This is a genomic window from Ottowia pentelensis (assembly GCF_964341695.1).
Map to the genome: position 1 here is coordinate 92,344 of NZ_OZ224513.1, position 17,988 is coordinate 110,331.

The following is a 17,988-nucleotide window of genomic DNA, read 5'->3' on the forward strand; positions in this document are numbered from 1 at the left end:
AGGCCGCTCGGCGCAACGAGGGCCGGGCCGCGCCTGCGGAGTGTGCCGCCCGGCTCAGGCACTTCGACCAGCGCAGTGCGAACGAACGGCCTCCAACGACTTGAACTCCCTTCGGCATCAACGCCCGCTCAGCGCATTTCTTGCCCTGCCGCGGCGCGCTGCACATCCAGCGTCCGGTCAAAAAACGCCAGCGCCGCCTGGCCGATCGCTTGGTGCAGGGCGGCGCGGTCCACGCCCGGCGCATCGACACAGGATTCGGGGAAATTGGCGCGCCCGTCCGCATCGCATTCGTTGGTGAAGATCTCGTGGCCCACGGTGCCGGGCAACAGCTGCAGCCGCGCCTGCGGGATGTGCCGGGCCGCAAACGCGGCGTTTTCGTCGGCGGGCGTGGTCTGGTCGCCCGCACCGACGACCAGATGGACCGGCACCCGCGTCTGGCGCAGTCCGTTCGCATCCATGCCAAAGGCCTGGATCATGCCGGGCGCCATGGCGAACACCGCCTTTACCCGCTCGTCGCGCAGATGCTGCGTGGGCGCCGCGTCAACCTGCATGCGCGCGCGGATGTGCGCAGGCACCAGGGGGTTGTTCTTCCAGCCGCGCTGATAGCGCATGAAGGCCTCGGGGTCAACCTGGGCGCCGCCCAGCCACAGCGCGGCAAAACCCCCTTGCGAATGCCCGGCCGCGCCGATGCGGCCGGGGTCGATGCGCGGTCCCCAGACCGGGTCCTGCAGCAGATGGGAAATGTCCAGGCTGATATCGCGCGGGCGCTGCCACAGCCGGTTGCGCACATACAGCGCGCTGCGGTCGTAGGTGTTGGCGCGGTAGTGGTGCACCAGGGCCACGATGTAGCCCCGGGCCGCCAGGTATTGGCCCAGCCACGCGTAGTTGGAGCCATTGCCGCCCGCGCCGTGCGACAGCACCACCAGCGGATGGCGTGGGCCATCGGGCACGGCCGGCGCGTCCAGATACAGCCGCAAGCCCTCGGTCATCGGCATCCTGAAAGGCTCCGCCCCATCCGCCGGAGCGGCCGGATAGATCAGCATGTAGCTCAGGGTGCGCTGGCCGCTGGCCGCGTCAACGTACTCCACCTGCGTCATGCCGGCGGGGTATGGCGTAGCGGCCCATGCCGATGGGGCCGAGGCGCCGGTCAGCGCCACCAGCGCCAGGCGGCAGCACACCTGCACGCGTGTGACGGCGCCAGGCCGGGGTGATCGAGCAGGTCGCATGGCCCGATTGTGGTCCGAAGCCACCGACTCGACAAACCCCGGGCGCTTGGCACCCTGGCGGCGCAAGACGTTAGAGTCGGAGGTTCGCCGCGCGCCGAGGACTGCCGGCCCCCCCCACACCCATTTCAACGGCCCCCGACCACCCATGCCCATCACCCCAGACAGCGCCGTCACCCTGGCCTACAAGATCACCGACGCCCGCACCGGCAAGCCACTGGACGCCGGCACCACCGCCTATCTGCACGGCGGCTACGACAACCTGTTTCCCAAGGTCGAGGCGGCGCTGGCCTGGCTGGAGGTAGGGCAGTCGATCAACCTGGAGCTGGCCGCCCGGGATGCCTTTGGCGAGCGCGACGAGGCGCTGGTGCGCACCATCCCCAAGAGCGAATTTCCGCCCGGGGTGAAGGTGGGCGGACAGCTGCAGGGCGCCGGGCCGAATGGGCCGGTGCACTACAACGTGGTCAAGATCAAGGGGCCGGTGGTGCACCTGGACGGCAACCACCCGCTGGCCGGGCACGACCTGCGCTTTGTCGCCACCGTCAAGGCGGTGCGCGCGGCCACCCAGGAGGAGATCACGCACCGCCACGTGCATGGGGCGCATGGGCATCATCACTGATCGGCACTCATATTTTGATAGCTGTTTGCGCTCTATCGACGCCGGCATTGGGCTGATCTTGCACTGAGATCAGGCCGAGACCCGCTCCCTCATGCCCTCCCGCCCGGACGTCGCCGCCGCGGCCCAGCCTGCGCCGGCGCTGCCCGTGCGCCAGGCCTGGGCCATGCTGCTGGCGCTGGCCTGCGCCTTCGTGCTGAGCCAGGCGTTCCGCTCGCTGGCGGCCATCATGGGGCCGCCGCTGATGCGCGAGCTGGCCTTGAGCGCCAGCGAGCTGGGCAACTGGTCGGCCGCCTACCACCTGGCCTTCGGCGTGATGCAGGTGGCCATGGGCATCTCGCTGGACGTGTGGGGCGTGCGCCGCACCATCCTGCTGGCGTTTCCGCTCACCGTGGCCGGCGCGGCGCTGTCGGCCAACGCCAGCAGCTACTCCATGCTGATGGCGGGGCAGTTGCTGATCGGCGCCGGCTGCTCGCCCGCCTTTCTGGTCTGCACCGTGTTCACCAGCCGGCACTTCGCGCCCGAGCGCTTCACCGCCGTGTCGGGCACGGTGATGAGCATCGGCTACCTGGGCATGCTGCTGACGGCCACGCCGCTGGCCTGGCTGATCGAGCGCAGCTCGTGGCGCTGGGGCTTTGGCGCGCTGGCGAGCGCGGCCCTGGTGGCCTGGCTGCTGATCGCCTGGCGCGTGCACGAACCGGCATCGGCGCCCGGCGCCACACCGCCGCGCGCCTCGCCGATGGACGCGCTGCGCGGCCTGCTGGGCCTGTTCAAGCTGCCGCACACCCTGGGCATGGTGGCCTACGGCATGGTGGCGTATGCCAGCTTCATCACCATCCGCGGCCTGTGGCTGGGGCCGCTGCTGGTCGAGCGCGCGGGGCTTTCGCTGGTGGCCAGCGGCAACGTCGCACTGGCGATGACGCTGGCCAGCATCGGCAGCCCGGCGCTGTTCGGCCGCCTGACCCCCGGCGGGCGCGGGCGCCAGCGCTGGCTGCTGACCATGGCACTGGTGGCGGCCGCTCTGGTGGCCACGCTGGGTCTGGTGCAAATCGCCTGGGTGGACGTGGTGCTGCCGGTGCTGTACGGGCTGCTGTCGGGCTTCGCCGTGCTGCAGTACGGCTACGTGCACGAAAGCTACGCGCCGGCGGTGCGCGGGCGCGCGCTGTCGCTGCTGACGATGGCGATGTTCCTGGGCGTGGCGCTGATGCAGTCGGTCAGCGGCTGGGTGGCCGGCTGGGCGCCGGCGCTGGGGCTGGAGCCCTTCAGCGCCGCGCTGCTGTCGATGTCGGCGCTGCTGCTGGCGGGGGCGGCCCTGTTTGGGTGGCTGCCGCGCGCGCCGTCGCAATCGGACACGCACCGATGATGCGCATCGGGGGCATACTGGCCGCATGAGCAAGACCCTGTTGCCCCTCCCCCTGGCCGGCGCCCTGCTGGCCAGCGCGTTCGCCCTGCTGGCCGGCTGCACCAACCTGCCGCGCAACCCCGACGTCGATGCCGCGCAATCGGGCGTGACGGTGTACGGCACGGTGGATGCCGGCGTCAGCCACACCGGCAAGTAGTCGATACTATATATTTAATAGCTGTTTGCGCTTGACGGATGCCGGCTGCCGCCCGATTTGACACGAATAGCCCGGCGCACGCATGTTTCGCCTGACGCAAGCGCCCAACCTCGCCATCGCCCAGGTCTGGGCCGACCTGCTGTGCGAGGCCGGTTATGCGGCGACGGTGGAGCGGCGCTACCTCAGCAGCATCGCCGGCCAGTTGCCGCCCGACCAATGCCAGCCCGAAATCTGGTTGCGCCACGCCGAGCATGAAACCGCCGCGCGCCAGCTGCTGGATGACCTGGCGCAGCTGCCGCAGCGGCGCTGGCACTGCGCGCACTGCGGCGAATGGGTGGAGGGCGGCTTCGAGCAGTGCTGGAACTGCGGCGCGTGGATGCCGCGCGACGCCGCCGCACCCGCCCCGCGGTGAATCAGCGCCGCACCCGCACCGGTCTTCGGGTCGGGCGCGTGGGGCGTCTGTGCATCGGCGCCCCTGCTTGCCCCCTTCAGCGCTGGCGCGGCCGGTTCAGCCAGCCGACACCAAGCAGGGTGAGGCTGAGCAGAACCAGCGCTCCCCCACCCAGCGTCGGCACCGGCGCAATGGCCGACGAGGCGCCAGATGTGCGCACGACCACTGGTCTCGAAAACCAACATCTCCCGGCTGCGCCCACAGCCCACCCGGCTGCCCGAGGCCGTCCGCCCAATCGCAGTGGTGATAGCTGGCAGAAAAGTACGGCGTTGCACAGGCCGCGGGCCCGGTCAGGTTGGCGTTGGGGACGGCAAAATATGCGCCACTGACGGGGTCGGTGCCGGCCAGCGGCACGTTGGCGCCCGCCTTCATGAAATCGGTGGCCAAGGGCGCGTTGGCCAGCTCGGCCGCCGTCGGCAAGCGCCAGCCCTGTGCGGACTGGTAGCTCAGGTCGAGCGGAGCGACGGCCGCCGGCAGCGGCGACGCCCAAGCCCAGTCCAGGCCCCCCTGGGTGATGTAGGCATTGGCCGGCACCGGCGCATTGAGAAAGGCCCCCGAGGCGCCAAGCACGACGCCGCCCAAGGCCAGCGGCAGCAGACGCCGTGCCGCACGCATCAACGCATGAGTTCCCATCCTTTCCTCCTCTAGTCGAAGGCCGGAACGTGCCGACCCGCAGTGTCGCCGCTGCCTACCATGCACCAATTCGTCCATTGTTGCAACATTTAGTCTTGTCCAACGAGGTATGAGCCTGAACGAGTTGCCGAGATTCCAACGAGATATGAGCCTGAATGGGCGATCTGGGTCGATCATTTTTCAGATGGTGATCGACATGGACGAATCCCGGCTGGGCAGCATTGCCCAATTGCAGGCGTTTCTCGAAGGCACGCTGGAGGTCAGCTTCAGCGCCTTCGCCGATGATCAAGAGCGCTATGCGCACATTGCCAGCGTGGTGCGCCGCTTGGGCTATACGCGTCTGTCCAGGCCCGACAAGGGCATCGTGCTGCGCTATCTGGCGCGCACCAGCGGCTACTCGCGCGCGCAACTGACGCGGCTGCTGGCGCGCGTGCTGGAAGGCCAGCCTCTGGCCAAGCGCTACCGCGTGCCAGCGCATGCCTTTGCCCGGCGCTACAGCCCCGCCGATGTGGCGCTGCTGGTGAGCGTTGATCGCGCCCATGGCTGCTTGTCGGGGCCGGCGACGGTGCACCTGCTGCGCCGCGCCTGGCATGTGCACGGTGATGCGCGCTTTGAACGCCTGGCGCAACTGTCGCCCTCGCACCTGTACAACCTGCGCAAGAGCGGCCCATACAAAGCCGCCCGGGTGTCCTTGACCAAAACCCGGCCCGTGCTCAATGCCATTGGCCAGCGACGCGCGCCCGACCCCGGCGGGCGAGTGGGCTTCATTCGCATCGACAGCGTCCATCAGGGCGATCTCGATCGCATCAAGGGGGTGTACTACGTCAATGCCGTCGATATCCTCACTCAGTGGGAGGTGGTGGCTTGCTGCGAGCGCATCAGCGAGGCGTTCTTGCTGCCGGTGTTGGAGCAGCTCATGGCTCAGTTTCCGTTTCCGATCCGCGGCTTTCATTCGGACAACGGCGGCGAGTTCGTCAATCGACAGGTGGCCGCCTTGCTGGGCAAGCTGCAGGCCGAGCAGACCAAGTCGCGCCCGCGCAAGAGCAATGACAACGCGTTGGCCGAGAGCAAGAACGCCGCCGTGGTGCGCAAGACGTTCGGCTACAGCCATATTCCGCAGCGCTTTGCCGGCCTGATCAACACGTTCTGCCAAGAGCATCTGAACACCTACGTCAACCTGCACCGCCCTTGCCTGTTTGCCAAGCAGGTGATGGATGCCAAGGGCAAAATTCGCAAGACCTACCCACCCGAGCTGGTGCAAACGCCGTTGGAGAAGCTCGCGAGCTTGCCGGACATTGACAAGCAGTTGCGCCGCGGCATCACTGTCCAGCTGCTGCAACAGCAGGCCGTGCAAGTGACTGACTTGCAGGCCGCTGAACAGCTCAATGCAGCGCGCATGGCGCTGTTTGCGACAATTGAAAAACGATCCAGACGCTTGGCCTGAACCCAACCTTCAATCCGGCTCGTTCAGGCTCATACCTGAATTGGAAAAGACTCATTTTGTCGTTGCAGTCTGGAGGGGCGCAACACGTCCACGACCCATGCCCCGGGTTCAGCGGCGCGCACGAGGCCGATGCATGAACCTCCGGAGTGTGTGACTCTGAAGGGCGCACCCGGGTGCCCAGGGGCGGCCGCCCACCGTCACTTCCAGCGCAGCGGCTCCACCCCCACGCTGCCGCGCGCGCTGGACAGGGTCAGCACACCCTCGTGCAGCGTGGCCTGCAGCTGCATGCTGCGCTCGGCCAGTTGCGCCAGCGCTTGCGCCTCCACGGCCGGAATGCGCCAGACCTGCAGCTTGTCCAGCCGCGTCAGCTTGCCCTCGATGCCGCGCCACCACACTTCGGCCGCCGGGCCGAAGGCGTAGACGAGGACCTGGTCGGCCTTGCTGCAGGCCTTGGCCAGCGGCTTGTCCTCGGGCTGGCCGACCTCGATCCACAGGCGCGTGCGGCCGGTGAAGTCCTGCAGCTGCACGTCGGGCTCGTCGGGGCTGGACAGGCCGGCGCCGAAGCCGATGCGCGCGTCGCCGCCGCACAGGTCCTGCACCTGGTGGGCGTTCAGCGCCAGCGCGGCCAGCCGGACCATCATGCGCTCGTCGGTCTCGCTGGGGTGGCGCGCCAGGGTCAGCTGCAGGTCGGCGTAGTGGCCGTGGTCGATGTCGGCCAGCGCCACGTCGGCCTTGAAGATGGTTGCCTTGAGGGCCATGAGGTTGCTTTGTTTTTGATAGCATTTAGCGCTTTTCCATCAAGCGCTGGCGGTCAATTCGATCTGAGTTTTGTTGATTTGGGCTGGCCCCTCACCCCTCCCTCTCCCCAAAGGGGCGAGGGCGATCGGCCGGTGGGGTTTTAACTCCCTCTCCCTCTGGGAGAGGGTTGGGGTGAGGGCTGACGGCGCGTCAAACCCGCCGCGCCAGCTCCGCCGCCTGCCCCACATAGCGGGCGGGGGTGAGCGCCAGCAGGCGCTCTTTCTCCGCCTGCGGAATGTCCAGCGCGCGGATCAGCCCGTGCAACGCCTCGCGCGTGACCTGCTGGCCGCGCGTGACCTCCTTCAGCTTCTCGTAGGCACCGGGCACGCCGAAGCGGCGCATCACGGTCTGGATGGGCTCGGCCAGCACCTCCCAGGCGCCGTCCAGGTCGGCCGCCAGCGCGGCCTCGTTCAGCTCCAGCTTGTTCAGGCCGGCCAGCAGCGACTGGTAGGCCAGCACGGCGTGCCCCAGCGCCACGCCCATGTTGCGCAGCACCGTGCTGTCGGTCAAATCGCGCTGCCAGCGGCTGATGGGCAGCTTCTCGGCCAGGTGGCGCAGCAGGGCGTTGGCCAAGCCCAGGTTGCCCTCGGCGTTCTCGAAGTCGATCGGGTTGACCTTGTGCGGCATGGTGGAGCTGCCGATCTCGCCCGCCTTGGTCTTTTGCTTGAAGTAGCCCAGGCTGATGTAGCCCCAGACGTCGCGCGCCAGGTCGATGCACACGGTGTCGGCGCGCGCGATGGCGTCGAACAGCTCGGCCATGGTGTCGTGCGGCTCGATCTGCGTGCTGTAGGGCTGGAACGTCAGGCCCAGGCCGGCGGGCTCCGCGCTTTCCACCACGCGGCGCGCGAAGGCCTGCCAGTCGAAGTCGGGCCAGGCCGACACGTGCGCGTTGTAGTTGCCCACGGCGCCGTTCATCTTGGCCAGCAGCTGGACCTGCGCGATGCGCTGGCGCGCCGCCTGCAGGCGCACCGCCACGTTGGCCAGCTCCTTGCCCACGGTGGTGGGGCTGGCGGTCTGCCCGTGCGTGCGGGCAAGCATGGGCACGCTGGCGTGCTGGTGCGCCAGCGCGCGCAGGCGCTCGATCACCGCGTCCAGGCCCTGCAGCAGCACGGCGCGTCCGGCGCGCAGCTGCAGCGCGTGGCTGGTGTTGTTGATGTCCTCGCTGGTGCAGGCGAAGTGCACGAACTCGGCCGCGGCCTGCAGCTCGGGCTGACCGTCGAAGCGGCCCTTGATCCAGTACTCGACGGCCTTGACGTCGTGGTTGGTGGTTTTTTCGATGGCCTTGATGGCCGCGCCGTCGGCCTCGGAAAAGTCGCGCAGCAGGCCCAGCAGATGCGCGCGCGCGGCGGCGCCGAGCGGCTGGAACTCGGCAAAGCCGGCGTCCGACAGGGCGATGAACCAGGTCAGCTCGACCTGCACGCGGTAGCGCATGTAGCCCAGCTCGCTCAGGTGCGGGCGCAGGGCATCCAGCTTGGCGGCGTAACGCCCATCGAGCGGCGAAAGAGCGGTGAGCGCGGTCAGATCCATGGCGTCGATTGTAAAAGCGCCCTGTCGCGCGCCCCGCCGCGCAGCCCCTAAAATGGCGGCGCTCGCCGGCACCCCGGCTTTCCTGACCCGACCTTCATGACCATGCGTTTGATCGGCGCCATCACCAGCCCCTACGTGCGCAAGGTGCGCGTCGTTTTGGCCGAGAAAAAGCTCGACTACCAGTTCGTGCAGGAAAACGTCTGGGCCGACGACACCACCATCGGCACCGCCAACCCGCTGGGCAAGGTGCCCTGCCTGGTGATGGACGGGCAGGACGCGGTGTTCGACTCGCGCGTGATCGTGGACTACCTGGAAACGCTCTCGCCCGTCAGCAAGCTGATTCCGCCACCGGGGCGCGAACGCGTCGAGGTCAAGACCTGGGAGGCGCTGGCCGACGGCCTGCTGGACGCCGCCATCCTGGCGCGGCTGGAAAAGACCTGGCCCGGCCGCGCCGAGGGCGAGCGCAGCGCCGCCTGGATCGCGCGCCAGATGGGCAAGGTGGACGCCGCGCTGGCGGCCATGAGCGCCGGCCTGGCCGACAAGCCCTGGTGCGCCCCCGGCGTGCACATGACGCTGGCCGACATCGCCGTCGGCTGCGCGCTGGGCTACCTGGACTTTCGCTTTGCCGAGCTGGACTGGCGCGCGCGCCACGCCAACCTGGCGCGCCTGCTGGACGATAGGCTGATGCAGCGCGCCAGCTTCGTCGACACCCAACCCGCATAAGGGCCCCAATTGGCACGCGCGGCACCGCGCCGCGCCTTGTCCTGCGCCAAAAACAAGCGCGCCGCCTTGGCCCGGGGGCGAAAGCGGCGCGCTCAGAATAAAAATGCTGCCGAGGCGGCCTGAAGCGAAGGAGGAGGAGGGAGGGAGGAGGAAAAGCGCTTCAGGTTTTCAGTCGGCGCGGAGCCAAGGGGCTCGGCAGCGTCAAGGCAATGGGAGGAGTCATTCACTCGTTGCAGCCATGTGAGGGGCAAAGATACGGCAAAGTTCCGGGCCTGTCATGACGCCCCGGTAAAAAAATGTGTGGCGACCGGCGGCGCCTGTCCGCGGGCTGTCAGGCCAATGCCGCGCCGGCGGCGTCGCCCAAGGTAAACGCCTCCTCGAAGATCGAATAGCCCGACCAGTCGGCGTGGGCGAAAGCCAGGCGCGGCGCGTCGTCGAAGATGAGCGGCGCCACCTCGGTGCGAGCGGCGCCGGCACGGGCGGCGGCACGCGCGCGCGCCACCTGCGCCAGCGCCCCCGACACCGGCACCGCCATGGCGTGGCCGTAGCGCACGATGTCGATGCGCTCGGTCTTCTCGATCAGGTCGGGGTGGGCGGCGCCCAGTTCGGCCAGGATGGCGTCGCGCCAGTGCGTCCAAGGCTGCCGCAGCAGCTGCGCGCGGCCGTCCGACACATCGCCCAGCGCGCGGTAGTACGTCAGCACCGTGGGGCCGGGCACGGGCGACAGGCTTTGGTGCCGGGCGTCGACATAGCCCAGGCCGGGCGCGCCGTACAGCACGTTGTCCCAGCTGGGCGCGGCGCCGGGGCGGTCTAGCAGCGGCGCGCGCAGGCGCAGGTTGGCCACCAGCCAGGGGGCGGTGCGCAGGCCCTGGGCGCGCGCGCGCAGGGCGGCGGGCACGGGATCGAGCACGCGCGCGGCCAGCCACAGCGGCAGCGCCACCACCACCTGCCGCGCCTGCCAGCGCTCCAGCCGGCCGCTGGGCTCGTGCAGGGCGTCCACCGTCACGCCGTGGCGCCCGGGCGCGATGCGGCCGACCACGCGCGCGGCCTGCAGGCGCTCGCCCAGGGGCGCGGCCAGGCGCTCGGCCAGCCAGCCGTTGCCCTGCGGCCAGGTCAGCACCGCGTCCTCGCCCTCGTCGTCCGCCGCCTCGCCCGGGGCCTGGAAGCCGTGTCGACTGGCGAAGTAATGCAGGCCGGCCCAGGCCGACACGGCGCCCAGGCCGGCGCCGTAGTCGTCGCGGCAGCCATAGTCCAGATACCAGCGCAGGGCCGGGTCGTTCAGGCCGTTTTGATTCAGCCACACATCGAAAGTGATAGCGTCTTGCGCAAGCTGGACGGGCGTGAAAGCCGATTTTTGCACCGGAATGGCGTAGTGCGCGGCCTGCCGGGCCTGGCGCACCAGATCGGCGAAGCGGCGGTGTTGCGCCAGCGTGGCCTCGCCCACGCCCTGCAGCGGCAGCAGGCCGGGCTGCCAGTGGCCGTCGATGAACAGGCGCTCCTGCGGGCTGTGGCACAGCGTGAACTCGTCGTAGCGCCAGCGGCCGGCCACGCGCCGGCGCAGGCCCAGCTCTTCCAGCCAGTCCTGCACGGCGCGCGCGTCCGCGCCCGGCAGCGGCAGGTAGTGCGCGCCCTGCGGGCAGGCGATGCCTTTGATGTGCGTGCCGCGGCTGTTGCCACCGGCCGTGTCCTCCAGCTCCAGCAGCACGAAATCCTCGTGCCCGCGCTGGCGCAGCGCGCGCGCGGCGGCCAGCCCGGCGATGCCGCCGCCGGCGATCAGCGTGTGCACGCGGCGCGTGACGTCGGGCGCGCGCGTGGGCCAGGGCGCGCGCAGCCGGTGGCCGCGCGCGTGGTCGATGCCGGTAAAGCCGCCTTCGATGGCGCTGGCATCGGGCCGTGCGCAGCCCGCCAGCAGGCCGCCCGCACCAAAGGCCAGCAGCGCGCGGCGGCGCAAGGCGGTCATGGATGCACCTGCCCCCATTCCTGCTCGTAGGTGTGCACCAGCACCTGGTTGGACAGGCGGTTGACCTCGGCCGGCACGCGCGCCATGTCGGGCGGAAAGTCGAACAGCAGCGGCAGCGAAGGCAAGTCGAGAAAGCGCAGCCCCGCCGGCAGCGCCGTGGGCCAGTGCCAGGGCCGGCGGCTGGCGATGACGAAGCCCCATTCGCCAAAGCTGGGCACGTGGGCGTGGTAGGGCGTGGCGCTGAATCCCACCGACTCGATGGTTTGCACCACGGTCCAGAAGCTGCGGCGCGCGATCAGCGGCGAGGTGGTCTGGACGACTGCGTAGCCGCCGGCCGCCAGGCGCCGGTCCAGCAGGCCGTAGAAGCTGCTGGTGTAGAGCTTGCCAATGGCGAAGTTGGTGGGGTCGGGGAAGTCCACCACGATCACGTCGAAAACATCTTCGGTGTGTTGCAGCCACTGGAAGGCATCGGTGTTGACGATGTGCACCTTGGGATTGCTCAGCGACTGCCGGTTGAGCCGCGCCAGCTGCGGCGTGTCGCGAAACAGGCGCGTCATGGCCGGGTCCAGCTCGACCAGGGTGACGGATTCGACCGAGGGGTACTTGAGGATTTCGCGCACCGCCATGCCGTCGCCGCCGCCCAGCACCGCCACGCGGCGCGGCGCGCCGAAGGCGGCCATGGCCGGGTGCACCAGCGCCTCGTGGTAGCGGTATTCGTCGCGCTGGGCAAACTGCAGGTTGCCGTTCAAGAACAGCCGCAAGCCCGCGTGGCCGGCCGTCACCACGATGCGCTGGTAGGGCGAGCTGTGCGCAAAGGCAATGCGGTCCTGATAGAAGTGCTCCTCGGCCAGCGTGGTGATGCGCCCGGCGCCGGCCATGCCGGCGGCCAGCAGCGCCAGCACCAGCACGCTGGCGGCGGCAAAGTCGCGCCGGCGCGGCAGCTCATGGCGAAACAGCCACAGCGCCCACAGCGCCACCGCCGCGTTCATCAGGCCGAACAGAAAGCCGGTGCGGATCAGCCCCAGCCGCGGCACCAGCCACAGCGGAAAGGCCAGCGACACCGCCAGCGCGCCCAGGTAGTCGAAGGTGAGCACCTGGCTGACCAGGTCCTTGAGCTGCACGTCGCGCCGCAGGATGCGCATGACCAGCGGAATCTCCAGCCCCACCAGCGTGCCCACCGCCAGCACCATGGCGTACAGCAGCGGCCGAAACGCCTGCGGCACGGTGGCGTTGGCGATGAACAGCACGGCCGGCAGCGCGCCGCCCAAGAGGGCGATCAGCAGCTCGATGCGCAAAAAGTGCGCCGGCAGCTCGCGCTCGAAATGGCGCGAGGCCCACGAGCCCACGCCCATGGCGAACAGGTAGGTGCCGATGACGGTGGAAAACTGCAGCACCGAGTCGCCCAGCAGGTACGAGGCCAGCGCACCGGCCGCCAGCTCGTACAGCAGCCCGCAGGCGGCAATGACGAACACGCTGGCCAGCAGCGCCACGGCGATGGGGCGCGGGGCGGCGCGCGCGGGCGCGTCGATCGCGGAGGGCAGGGCGCTCATGGGGTGCGGCGCACGGCATCTCCTGCGGCGCATGAAAACCCAAGAGCCCAAGGGCCGCGGAGCAGGCCGTGCCAGCAAGCGCCGTGACCGGGGTCTCCCCGGTCACTGGCGATGCCCCCTGCGAGGGGGAGGCGCAACAACGCGCAGCGTGTGGAGACTGGGGGTGGGTCAATGGATTGCAGCGGCCACGATGATGCTGATGCCCAGGCACATCGCGGCCACGATCAGCGCCAGCGCGCGGTTGTGCTTTTCGACGATCTCCAGCCACAGGTCGTAGGGCGTGATCTTGTCGATGACGATGAAGCACACCCAGAAGATGAGCACGCCGATCAGCGCGTAGACGAGCGAGCCGACGAGGGCGGCGGGTTTGAGCCATTCGGTTTCCATGGGGTGGTTCTCCGGGGTTGGAAAGGGTCATTTGTGGCTGCCGCCGCTGGAGTAGCCGCCAAAGGAGCCGCCCGAGCTGCGGCTGTAGCCGGACGAGCCCGAGCAGCTGTCCATGATGGACGCGATGACGATGAAGAAGATGATGATGACGATGATCGTCATGCAGCCCACGCCCTTGGAGGCGACGAAGGGGCCGACCTCCTGGCGCTCGAACTGCTCCTGGGCGGTCGCCAGGCCGAAGGCTTCGGCCACCGTCTGCGCGCTGATCTTGCTGCCCACGGAGGTGGTGACTTCGCCGGCGCCGCTTTCGGTGGACAGCAGGTTGTTGCCGCTGATGTAGTCGCGGTTGTCGGTTTTTTGCCCCGCCTGGACGGGCCAGTAAAACTCGCCCAGCACCTCGGTGGTGGTGGCCTCGTAGCTGGATTGCAGCGTGTAGGTGGCGCCCAGGTAGCGCGCGCGCCGGTGGTCCTTGTCGATCTTGGGCGCGCCGGTGGCGGTGCGCACCAGGCTCCAGCCGTCCTCGGCGTCGACCAAGAAGGCGAAGCCGCGCTCGCGGTGGTAGAGCAGGTATTCGCTCCAGGCAAAGCGTTCGTCGTCGCCCGGCTCGTGACCGATGCGCCTTTGATAGCCCACCACCTGCCAGCGCACGCCCTCCAACTCACCGCTGGCGCCCAGCGGGATCAGCGGCGTGGAATGAACGGATTGCTCGACCGCCTTGAGCTCGCCGCCGATGCCGGCCGACAAGTCGATCAGGCTGTGGCAGCTGGGGCAGGTGCAGCTCTTGCTGCTGTCCAATTGCACCGTGACGGGCGCGCCGCAGTGGGGGCAGGCGAAGGAGCGCCCGCCCTGGTCCTCGCGCGTGGATTCGTCCTTCAGGCCCGTCAGCTGCAGGTCTTGCAGTTGCACGGCGCGGCCGCGCTCGATGGCCGGCGGCGCGTGGCCGTAGTCGATGGACAACACCTGGCCGTCCTCGCTGCGCAGCTCGACCAGCTCGAAGGGCTGGCCCAGCGCCGGCAGCTTGGGCAGCTCGCCCTCGGCGGCCAGCAGCTGGGCGCGGCCGCTGAAGGCGACGACCCAGGGCTGGCCGTCCAGCGTCACCGTGCCGCCGGCGGGCTGGCGCGGCAAATCGGGCGGCAGGCCGGCCGGCGGGTGCGCGGCGGCGTCGGGCTGGGTGAAGACGTAGGCGCCGTTGTCCTCGCCCAGGGTGGCGGTGCGGCCATCCTGAAGCGCGGCGATCCACTCGGCCCAGACGCCGGCCTCGCTCTGGTATTGCAGCCGTCCGATCAGGGTGAAGGGCTGGTCCTTGCCGTCCAGCGCGATGCGGCCGCTGGCCATGAGCTGCAGCGGGCTGTGGTCGTCGAACAGCTCGGCCATGCGGCCGATGCGCCTCAGCTGCTCGCCGCTGCGCACCACGGTGCTGCGGCAGTAACCGCACACAGCGTAGGGCGCGGCGGCGCTGCGAAACTCGACCGGCGCGCCGCACGAGGGGCAGGGCGCGCGGTAGTGACGCTGCGGGGCGTCGGCGGCCATTTTTAAGTGTTTTATGCCTCTGGCGCCCGTCGGTCAAGAGCCGATAGCTATCATTTTTATAGTATCAGACCAACTTCTTGAGCAACTCGGCCTTCTTGGCGTTGAACTCGTCCTCGGTCAGGATGCCCTTGGTCTTGAGCTCGCCCAGCTTCTCCAGCGTGGCCATCACGTCCTCGGGCTTGACGCCCACCGGCGCCGCGCCGGCGGCCGCCGCGGGCGCGCCGCCCTGCAGCGCCGACTGCATGTTCTGCGCCAGGATTTGCCCCATGGCCACGCCCGCGCCCATGCCCAGTCCGGCGCCGGCCAGGCCGCCGTCGCCGCCCCCGCCCACGCCCTCGGCCATCTTGGGAATGGCCTGCGCGGTCTGGTACTGCATGAACTTGCCCATGTCGCCGCCGACCATGCCCATGCCGATCTTCTGGTCGAGGATTTTCTGCAGCTCGTCGGGCAGCGAGATGCTTTGCACCGTCATCGCCTCCAGCTTCAGGCCGTAGCCTTCCATGGCCGGCGTCAGCGCGCCGGCCAGCGCCTGCGCGAAGGCCTGCTGGTTGGCCGCCAAATCCAGAAACGGAATGCCGCTTTGCGCGATGCCGGTGGCGATGTTCTGCACGATCAGGCCGCGCAGCTGGCCGTCCAGGTCGGCCACGGTGTATTGCTCGCGCGTGCCCGAGATCTCGGTGTAGAAGGTCTTGGGGTCGGCCACGCGCCAGGCGTAGTTGCCGAAGGCGCGCAGGCGCACGGCGCCGAATTCGGGGTCGCGGATGGTGATGGGCTGCGGCGTGCCCCACTTCTGGTCCACCTGCTGGCGCGTGCTGAAGAAGTAGACGTCGCTCTTGAAGGGCGACTGAAACAGCTTGTCCCAGTTCTTCAGGTAGGTCAGCACCGGCAGCGTCTGCGTCGTCAACTTGTGCGTGCCGGGGCCGAACACGTCGGCCACCTGGCCTTCGTTGACGAACAGCGCCAGCTGCGACTCGCGCACCACCAGCTGGGCGCCGGTCTGGATCTCCCGGTCGGCCATGGGGTAGCGCCAGGCCAGCGTGCCGTCGCCGTCCTCCGTCCACTCCAGGATGTCGATGAACTGCTTCTTGATGAAATCCATCAGCGCCATGCTCGGGCCCTCCAGTGCCGTCGGTGTCGGCGGATGATACGGGGCGCCCGACGGCCCGTACAGGGGGCGTTTCCTACAATCGCCGGTGCAGGCGCCGTTGGGCCGGCTGAACCGGCCCGGCGCACGCACCCAGGAGACTTTTTGGCATGAGCAGCACCCCCACCCCACCCGCCGGCGACGACAAGCAGGCCCAGTTGCGCCGCGCCGCGCTCGACTATCACGAACACCCGGTGCCCGGCAAGATCGCCGTGCAGCCGACCAAGACCGTCAGCAACCGCTACGAGCTGTCGCTGGCCTACAGCCCCGGCGTGGCCGCGCCCTGCGAGGAAATCGTGCGCGACCCGGCCGCCGCCTTCAAGTACACCGCGCGCGGCAACCTGGTGGGCGTCATCACCAACGGCACGGCCGTGCTGGGCCTGGGCGACATCGGGCCGCTGGCGGGCAAGCCGGTGATGGAAGGCAAGGGGGTGCTGTTCAAGAAGTTCTCGGGCATCGACGTGTTCGACATCGAGATCAACGAGAAGGACCCGGACAAGCTGGTGGAGATCATCGCCGCGCTGGAGCCGACCTTCGGCGGCATCAACCTGGAGGACATCAAGGCGCCCGAGTGCTTCATCGTCGAGCGCAAGCTGCGCGCGCGCCTGAAGATCCCCGTCTTTCACGACGACCAGCACGGCACCGCCATCGTGGTGGGTGCGGCGGTGGTCAACGGCCTGAAAGTGGTGGGCAAGAAGATCGATCAGGTCAAGCTGGTCGTCTCGGGCGCCGGGGCGGCGGCGCTGGCCTGCACGGGCCTGCTGGTCAAGCTGGGCGTGCGGCGCGAGAACGTGTGGGTGACCGACATCAAGGGCCTGGTCTACGAAGGCCGCACCGAGCTGATGGACCCGGACAAGGCGGTGTATGCGCAAAAGACCGACCAGCGCACCTTAAGCGAGGTGATCGACGGCGCCGACATCTTCCTGGGCCTGTCGGCCGGCGGCGTGCTGAAGGCCGAGATGGCCGCGCGCATGGCCGCGCGCCCGCTGATCCTGGCGCTGGCCAACCCCAACCCCGAGATCATGCCGGAGGACGTGCAGGCGGTGCGCGACGACGCGCTGATCGCCACCGGCCGCACCGACTACCCCAACCAGGTCAACAACGTCCTGTGCTTTCCCTACATCTTCCGCGGCGCCCTGGACTGCGGCGCCACCACCATCACGACCGAGATGGAAGTGGCCGCCGTGCACGCCATCGCCGAGCTGGCGCAGGCCGAGCAAAGCGAGGTGGTGGCGCGCGCCTATGCGGGTGAAAAGCTGGCCTTCGGGCCCGAATACCTGATCCCCAAGCCCTTCGATCCGCGCCTGATGATGAAGATCGCCCCGGCCGTGGCCGAGGCGGCGGCGGCCAGCGGCGTGGCGCAGCGCCCCATCGCCGACATGGAGGCCTATCGCCAGAAGCTGCTGACCTTCGTCTACGCCTCGGGCACCACCATGCGCCCGATCTTCGACGCCGCGCGGCTGGCGGCCAAGAAGCGCGTGGCCTTCGCCGAGGGCGAGGAAGAGCGCGTGCTGCGCGCCGCGCAGATCGTGGTCGACGAGGGCGTGGCGCGGCCGACGCTGATCGGGCGGCCGGCCATCATCGCCCAGCGCGTCGAGAAGTTCGGCCTGCGACTGCAGCAGGGCGAGGACTACGACGTGGTCAACACCGACTACGACCACCGCTACCGCGACTTCTGGCAGACCTATCACCGCATGACCGAGCGCAAGGGCATCACCGTGCAGGTGGCCAAGATCGAGATGCGCCGGCGCCTGACCCTGATCGGCTCCATGATGCTGCACAAGGGCGAGGTCGACGCCCTGATCTGCGGCACCTGGGGCACCACCGCCAACCACCTGCACTACATCGACCAGGTGATCGGCCGGCGCCCGGGCGCGCCCGTCTACGCCTGCATGAACGGCCTGCTGCTGCCCAGCCGCCAGCTGTTTTTGGTGGACACCCACGTCAACTACGACCCCAGCGCCGAGGAGCTGGCGCAGATCACCGCCATGGCCGCCACCGAGATGCTGCGCTTCGGCATCACGCCCAAGGCCGCCCTGCTGTCGCACTCCAACTTCGGCACCAGCGAGCAGCCCAGCGCGCTCAAGATGCGCCGCACCCTGGCGCTGCTGCGCGAGCAGGCGCCCTGGCTGGAGGTGGACGGCGAGATGCACGGCGACCTGGCGCTGGACGGCGCCGGCCGCCAGGCGCTGATGCCGCGCGGCCTGCTGCAGGGCGACGCCAACCTGCTGGTGTTTCCCGGCATCGACGCCGCCAACATCGCCTACAACCTGCTGAAAACCGCCGCCGGCGGCAACATCGCCATCGGCCCGGTGCTGCTGGGCGCGGCCAAACCCGTGCACATTCTCACGGCCAGCGCCACCGTGCGCCGCATCGTCAACCTGACGGCCCTGGCCGTGGTGGACGCAAACGATTGAATTGAAAGGCCAATCAAATTAGTGTG

Annotated in this window: 16 protein-coding genes; 7 read left to right on the forward strand and 9 right to left on the reverse strand. The window is 69.1% G+C overall.

The window, feature by feature from the left end; all coding sequences use genetic code 11:
* Nucleotides 1-128: 128 nt before the first annotated feature.
* Nucleotides 129-1,226: an alpha/beta hydrolase family protein gene (locus ACWHMB_RS00425; RefSeq protein ID WP_377484411.1), complete on the reverse strand. Its 1,098-nt coding sequence runs from the start codon at nucleotides 1,224-1,226 to the stop codon at nucleotides 129-131.
* 145 nt (nucleotides 1,227-1,371) lie between these two features.
* Between ACWHMB_RS00425 and ACWHMB_RS00430 the strand changes: the two genes are divergently transcribed.
* The 4 genes from ACWHMB_RS00430 to ACWHMB_RS00445 all read left to right on the forward strand — a co-directional run bounded on the left by ACWHMB_RS00430 (nucleotide 1,372) and on the right by ACWHMB_RS00445 (nucleotide 3,810).
* Nucleotides 1,372-1,842 carry an FKBP-type peptidyl-prolyl cis-trans isomerase gene (locus ACWHMB_RS00430; protein WP_377484408.1) on the forward strand — a complete coding sequence of 157 codons (471 nt, stop codon included), beginning with the start codon at nucleotides 1,372-1,374 and terminating at the stop codon, nucleotides 1,840-1,842.
* 91 nt (nucleotides 1,843-1,933) lie between these two features.
* Nucleotides 1,934-3,202, forward strand: coding sequence for an MFS transporter (locus tag ACWHMB_RS00435; protein ID WP_377484405.1), 1,269 nt, complete (start codon nucleotides 1,934-1,936; stop codon nucleotides 3,200-3,202).
* Nucleotides 3,203-3,227: 25 nt separating this feature from the next.
* On the forward strand, nucleotides 3,228-3,398 hold the full coding sequence (locus ACWHMB_RS00440) for a hypothetical protein (RefSeq protein WP_377484403.1): 171 nt from the start codon (nucleotides 3,228-3,230) through the stop codon (nucleotides 3,396-3,398).
* Between the two features lie 82 nt (nucleotides 3,399-3,480).
* Complete coding sequence (locus ACWHMB_RS00445) at nucleotides 3,481-3,810, forward strand: DUF2007 domain-containing protein (RefSeq protein WP_293226347.1); 330 nt, start codon at nucleotides 3,481-3,483, stop codon at nucleotides 3,808-3,810.
* A gap of 96 nt (nucleotides 3,811-3,906) precedes the next feature.
* Here ACWHMB_RS00445 and ACWHMB_RS00450 read toward each other — a convergent pair whose 3' ends face one another.
* Nucleotides 3,907-4,482 (reverse strand): PEP-CTERM sorting domain-containing protein, encoded by a 576-nt coding sequence (locus ACWHMB_RS00450; RefSeq protein WP_447648406.1) that lies wholly within the window; start codon nucleotides 4,480-4,482, stop codon nucleotides 3,907-3,909.
* Between the two features lie 145 nt (nucleotides 4,483-4,627).
* Here ACWHMB_RS00450 and ACWHMB_RS00455 point away from each other — a divergent pair, with 145 nt between their 5' ends.
* On the forward strand, nucleotides 4,628-5,926 hold the full coding sequence (locus ACWHMB_RS00455) for an integrase (RefSeq protein WP_377542571.1): 1,299 nt from the start codon (nucleotides 4,628-4,630) through the stop codon (nucleotides 5,924-5,926).
* Nucleotides 5,927-6,123: 197 nt separating this feature from the next.
* On the opposite strand, the gene ACWHMB_RS00460 is transcribed toward ACWHMB_RS00455, so the two are convergent.
* On the reverse strand, nucleotides 6,124-6,684 hold the full coding sequence (locus tag ACWHMB_RS00460; protein ID WP_377483564.1) for a YaeQ family protein: 561 nt from the start codon (nucleotides 6,682-6,684) through the stop codon (nucleotides 6,124-6,126).
* 190 nt (nucleotides 6,685-6,874) lie between these two features.
* Nucleotides 6,875-8,251, reverse strand: a complete 1,377-nt coding sequence (gene purB, locus ACWHMB_RS00465) for an adenylosuccinate lyase (protein WP_377483567.1) — start codon at nucleotides 8,249-8,251, stop codon at nucleotides 6,875-6,877.
* Nucleotides 8,252-8,353: 102 nt separating this feature from the next.
* Here purB and ACWHMB_RS00470 point away from each other — a divergent pair, with 102 nt between their 5' ends.
* Nucleotides 8,354-8,974, forward strand: a complete 621-nt coding sequence (locus tag ACWHMB_RS00470) for a glutathione S-transferase N-terminal domain-containing protein (protein ID WP_377483692.1) — start codon at nucleotides 8,354-8,356, stop codon at nucleotides 8,972-8,974.
* A gap of 331 nt (nucleotides 8,975-9,305) precedes the next feature.
* On the opposite strand, the gene ACWHMB_RS00475 is transcribed toward ACWHMB_RS00470, so the two are convergent.
* From ACWHMB_RS00475 to ACWHMB_RS00495, 5 genes are all read right to left on the reverse strand, one after another.
* Complete coding sequence (locus ACWHMB_RS00475; RefSeq protein WP_377483570.1) at nucleotides 9,306-10,934, reverse strand: FAD-dependent oxidoreductase; 1,629 nt, start codon at nucleotides 10,932-10,934, stop codon at nucleotides 9,306-9,308.
* Nucleotides 10,931-12,484 (reverse strand): polyamine aminopropyltransferase, encoded by a 1,554-nt coding sequence (locus tag ACWHMB_RS00480; protein ID WP_377483572.1) that lies wholly within the window; start codon nucleotides 12,482-12,484, stop codon nucleotides 10,931-10,933. Before ACWHMB_RS00480 ends, ACWHMB_RS00475 begins: the two co-directional genes overlap by 4 nt.
* A gap of 168 nt (nucleotides 12,485-12,652) precedes the next feature.
* Complete coding sequence (locus ACWHMB_RS00485; protein ID WP_293226360.1) at nucleotides 12,653-12,871, reverse strand: DUF350 domain-containing protein; 219 nt, start codon at nucleotides 12,869-12,871, stop codon at nucleotides 12,653-12,655.
* A gap of 27 nt (nucleotides 12,872-12,898) precedes the next feature.
* A complete protein-coding gene (locus ACWHMB_RS00490; protein ID WP_377483574.1) occupies nucleotides 12,899-14,401 on the reverse strand; it encodes a DUF4178 domain-containing protein in 1,503 nt (500 codons plus the stop codon).
* A 64-nt stretch (nucleotides 14,402-14,465) separates the two neighbouring features.
* Nucleotides 14,466-15,509, reverse strand: coding sequence for an SPFH domain-containing protein (locus ACWHMB_RS00495; protein ID WP_377483577.1), 1,044 nt, complete (start codon nucleotides 15,507-15,509; stop codon nucleotides 14,466-14,468).
* 146 nt (nucleotides 15,510-15,655) lie between these two features.
* On the opposite strand from ACWHMB_RS00495, the gene ACWHMB_RS00500 reads away from it, so the two are divergent.
* On the forward strand, nucleotides 15,656-17,962 hold the full coding sequence (locus ACWHMB_RS00500) for an NADP-dependent malic enzyme (RefSeq protein ID WP_377483580.1): 2,307 nt from the start codon (nucleotides 15,656-15,658) through the stop codon (nucleotides 17,960-17,962).
* Nucleotides 17,963-17,988: the final 26 nt, after the last annotated feature.

Bases quoted from the DNA above. Each gene is read 5' to 3' on its own strand.
- ACWHMB_RS00475 (WP_377483570.1), bottom strand. From the start codon at position 10,934: ATGACCGCCTTGCGCCGCCGCGCGCTGCTGGCCTTTGGTGCGGGCGGC.
- ACWHMB_RS00490 (WP_377483574.1), bottom strand. From the start codon at position 14,401: ATGGCCGCCGACGCCCCGCAGCGTCACTACCGCGCGCCCTGCCCCTCG.
- ACWHMB_RS00460 (WP_377483564.1), bottom strand. From the start codon at position 6,684: ATGGCCCTCAAGGCAACCATCTTCAAGGCCGACGTGGCGCTGGCCGAC.
- ACWHMB_RS00480 (WP_377483572.1), bottom strand. From the start codon at position 12,484: ATGAGCGCCCTGCCCTCCGCGATCGACGCGCCCGCGCGCGCCGCCCCG.
- ACWHMB_RS00445 (WP_293226347.1), top strand. From the start codon at position 3,481: ATGTTTCGCCTGACGCAAGCGCCCAACCTCGCCATCGCCCAGGTCTGG.
- ACWHMB_RS00435 (WP_377484405.1), top strand. From the start codon at position 1,934: ATGCCCTCCCGCCCGGACGTCGCCGCCGCGGCCCAGCCTGCGCCGGCG.
- ACWHMB_RS00450 (WP_447648406.1), bottom strand. From the start codon at position 4,482: ATGGGAACTCATGCGTTGATGCGTGCGGCACGGCGTCTGCTGCCGCTG.
- ACWHMB_RS00495 (WP_377483577.1), bottom strand. From the start codon at position 15,509: ATGGCGCTGATGGATTTCATCAAGAAGCAGTTCATCGACATCCTGGAG.
- ACWHMB_RS00440 (WP_377484403.1), top strand. From the start codon at position 3,228: ATGAGCAAGACCCTGTTGCCCCTCCCCCTGGCCGGCGCCCTGCTGGCC.
- ACWHMB_RS00500 (WP_377483580.1), top strand. From the start codon at position 15,656: ATGAGCAGCACCCCCACCCCACCCGCCGGCGACGACAAGCAGGCCCAG.
- ACWHMB_RS00430 (WP_377484408.1), top strand. From the start codon at position 1,372: ATGCCCATCACCCCAGACAGCGCCGTCACCCTGGCCTACAAGATCACC.
- ACWHMB_RS00455 (WP_377542571.1), top strand. From the start codon at position 4,628: ATGAGCCTGAATGGGCGATCTGGGTCGATCATTTTTCAGATGGTGATC.
- ACWHMB_RS00485 (WP_293226360.1), bottom strand. From the start codon at position 12,871: ATGGAAACCGAATGGCTCAAACCCGCCGCCCTCGTCGGCTCGCTCGTC.
- purB (WP_377483567.1), bottom strand. From the start codon at position 8,251: ATGGATCTGACCGCGCTCACCGCTCTTTCGCCGCTCGATGGGCGTTAC.
- ACWHMB_RS00425 (WP_377484411.1), bottom strand. From the start codon at position 1,226: ATGCGACCTGCTCGATCACCCCGGCCTGGCGCCGTCACACGCGTGCAG.
- ACWHMB_RS00470 (WP_377483692.1), top strand. From the start codon at position 8,354: ATGCGTTTGATCGGCGCCATCACCAGCCCCTACGTGCGCAAGGTGCGC.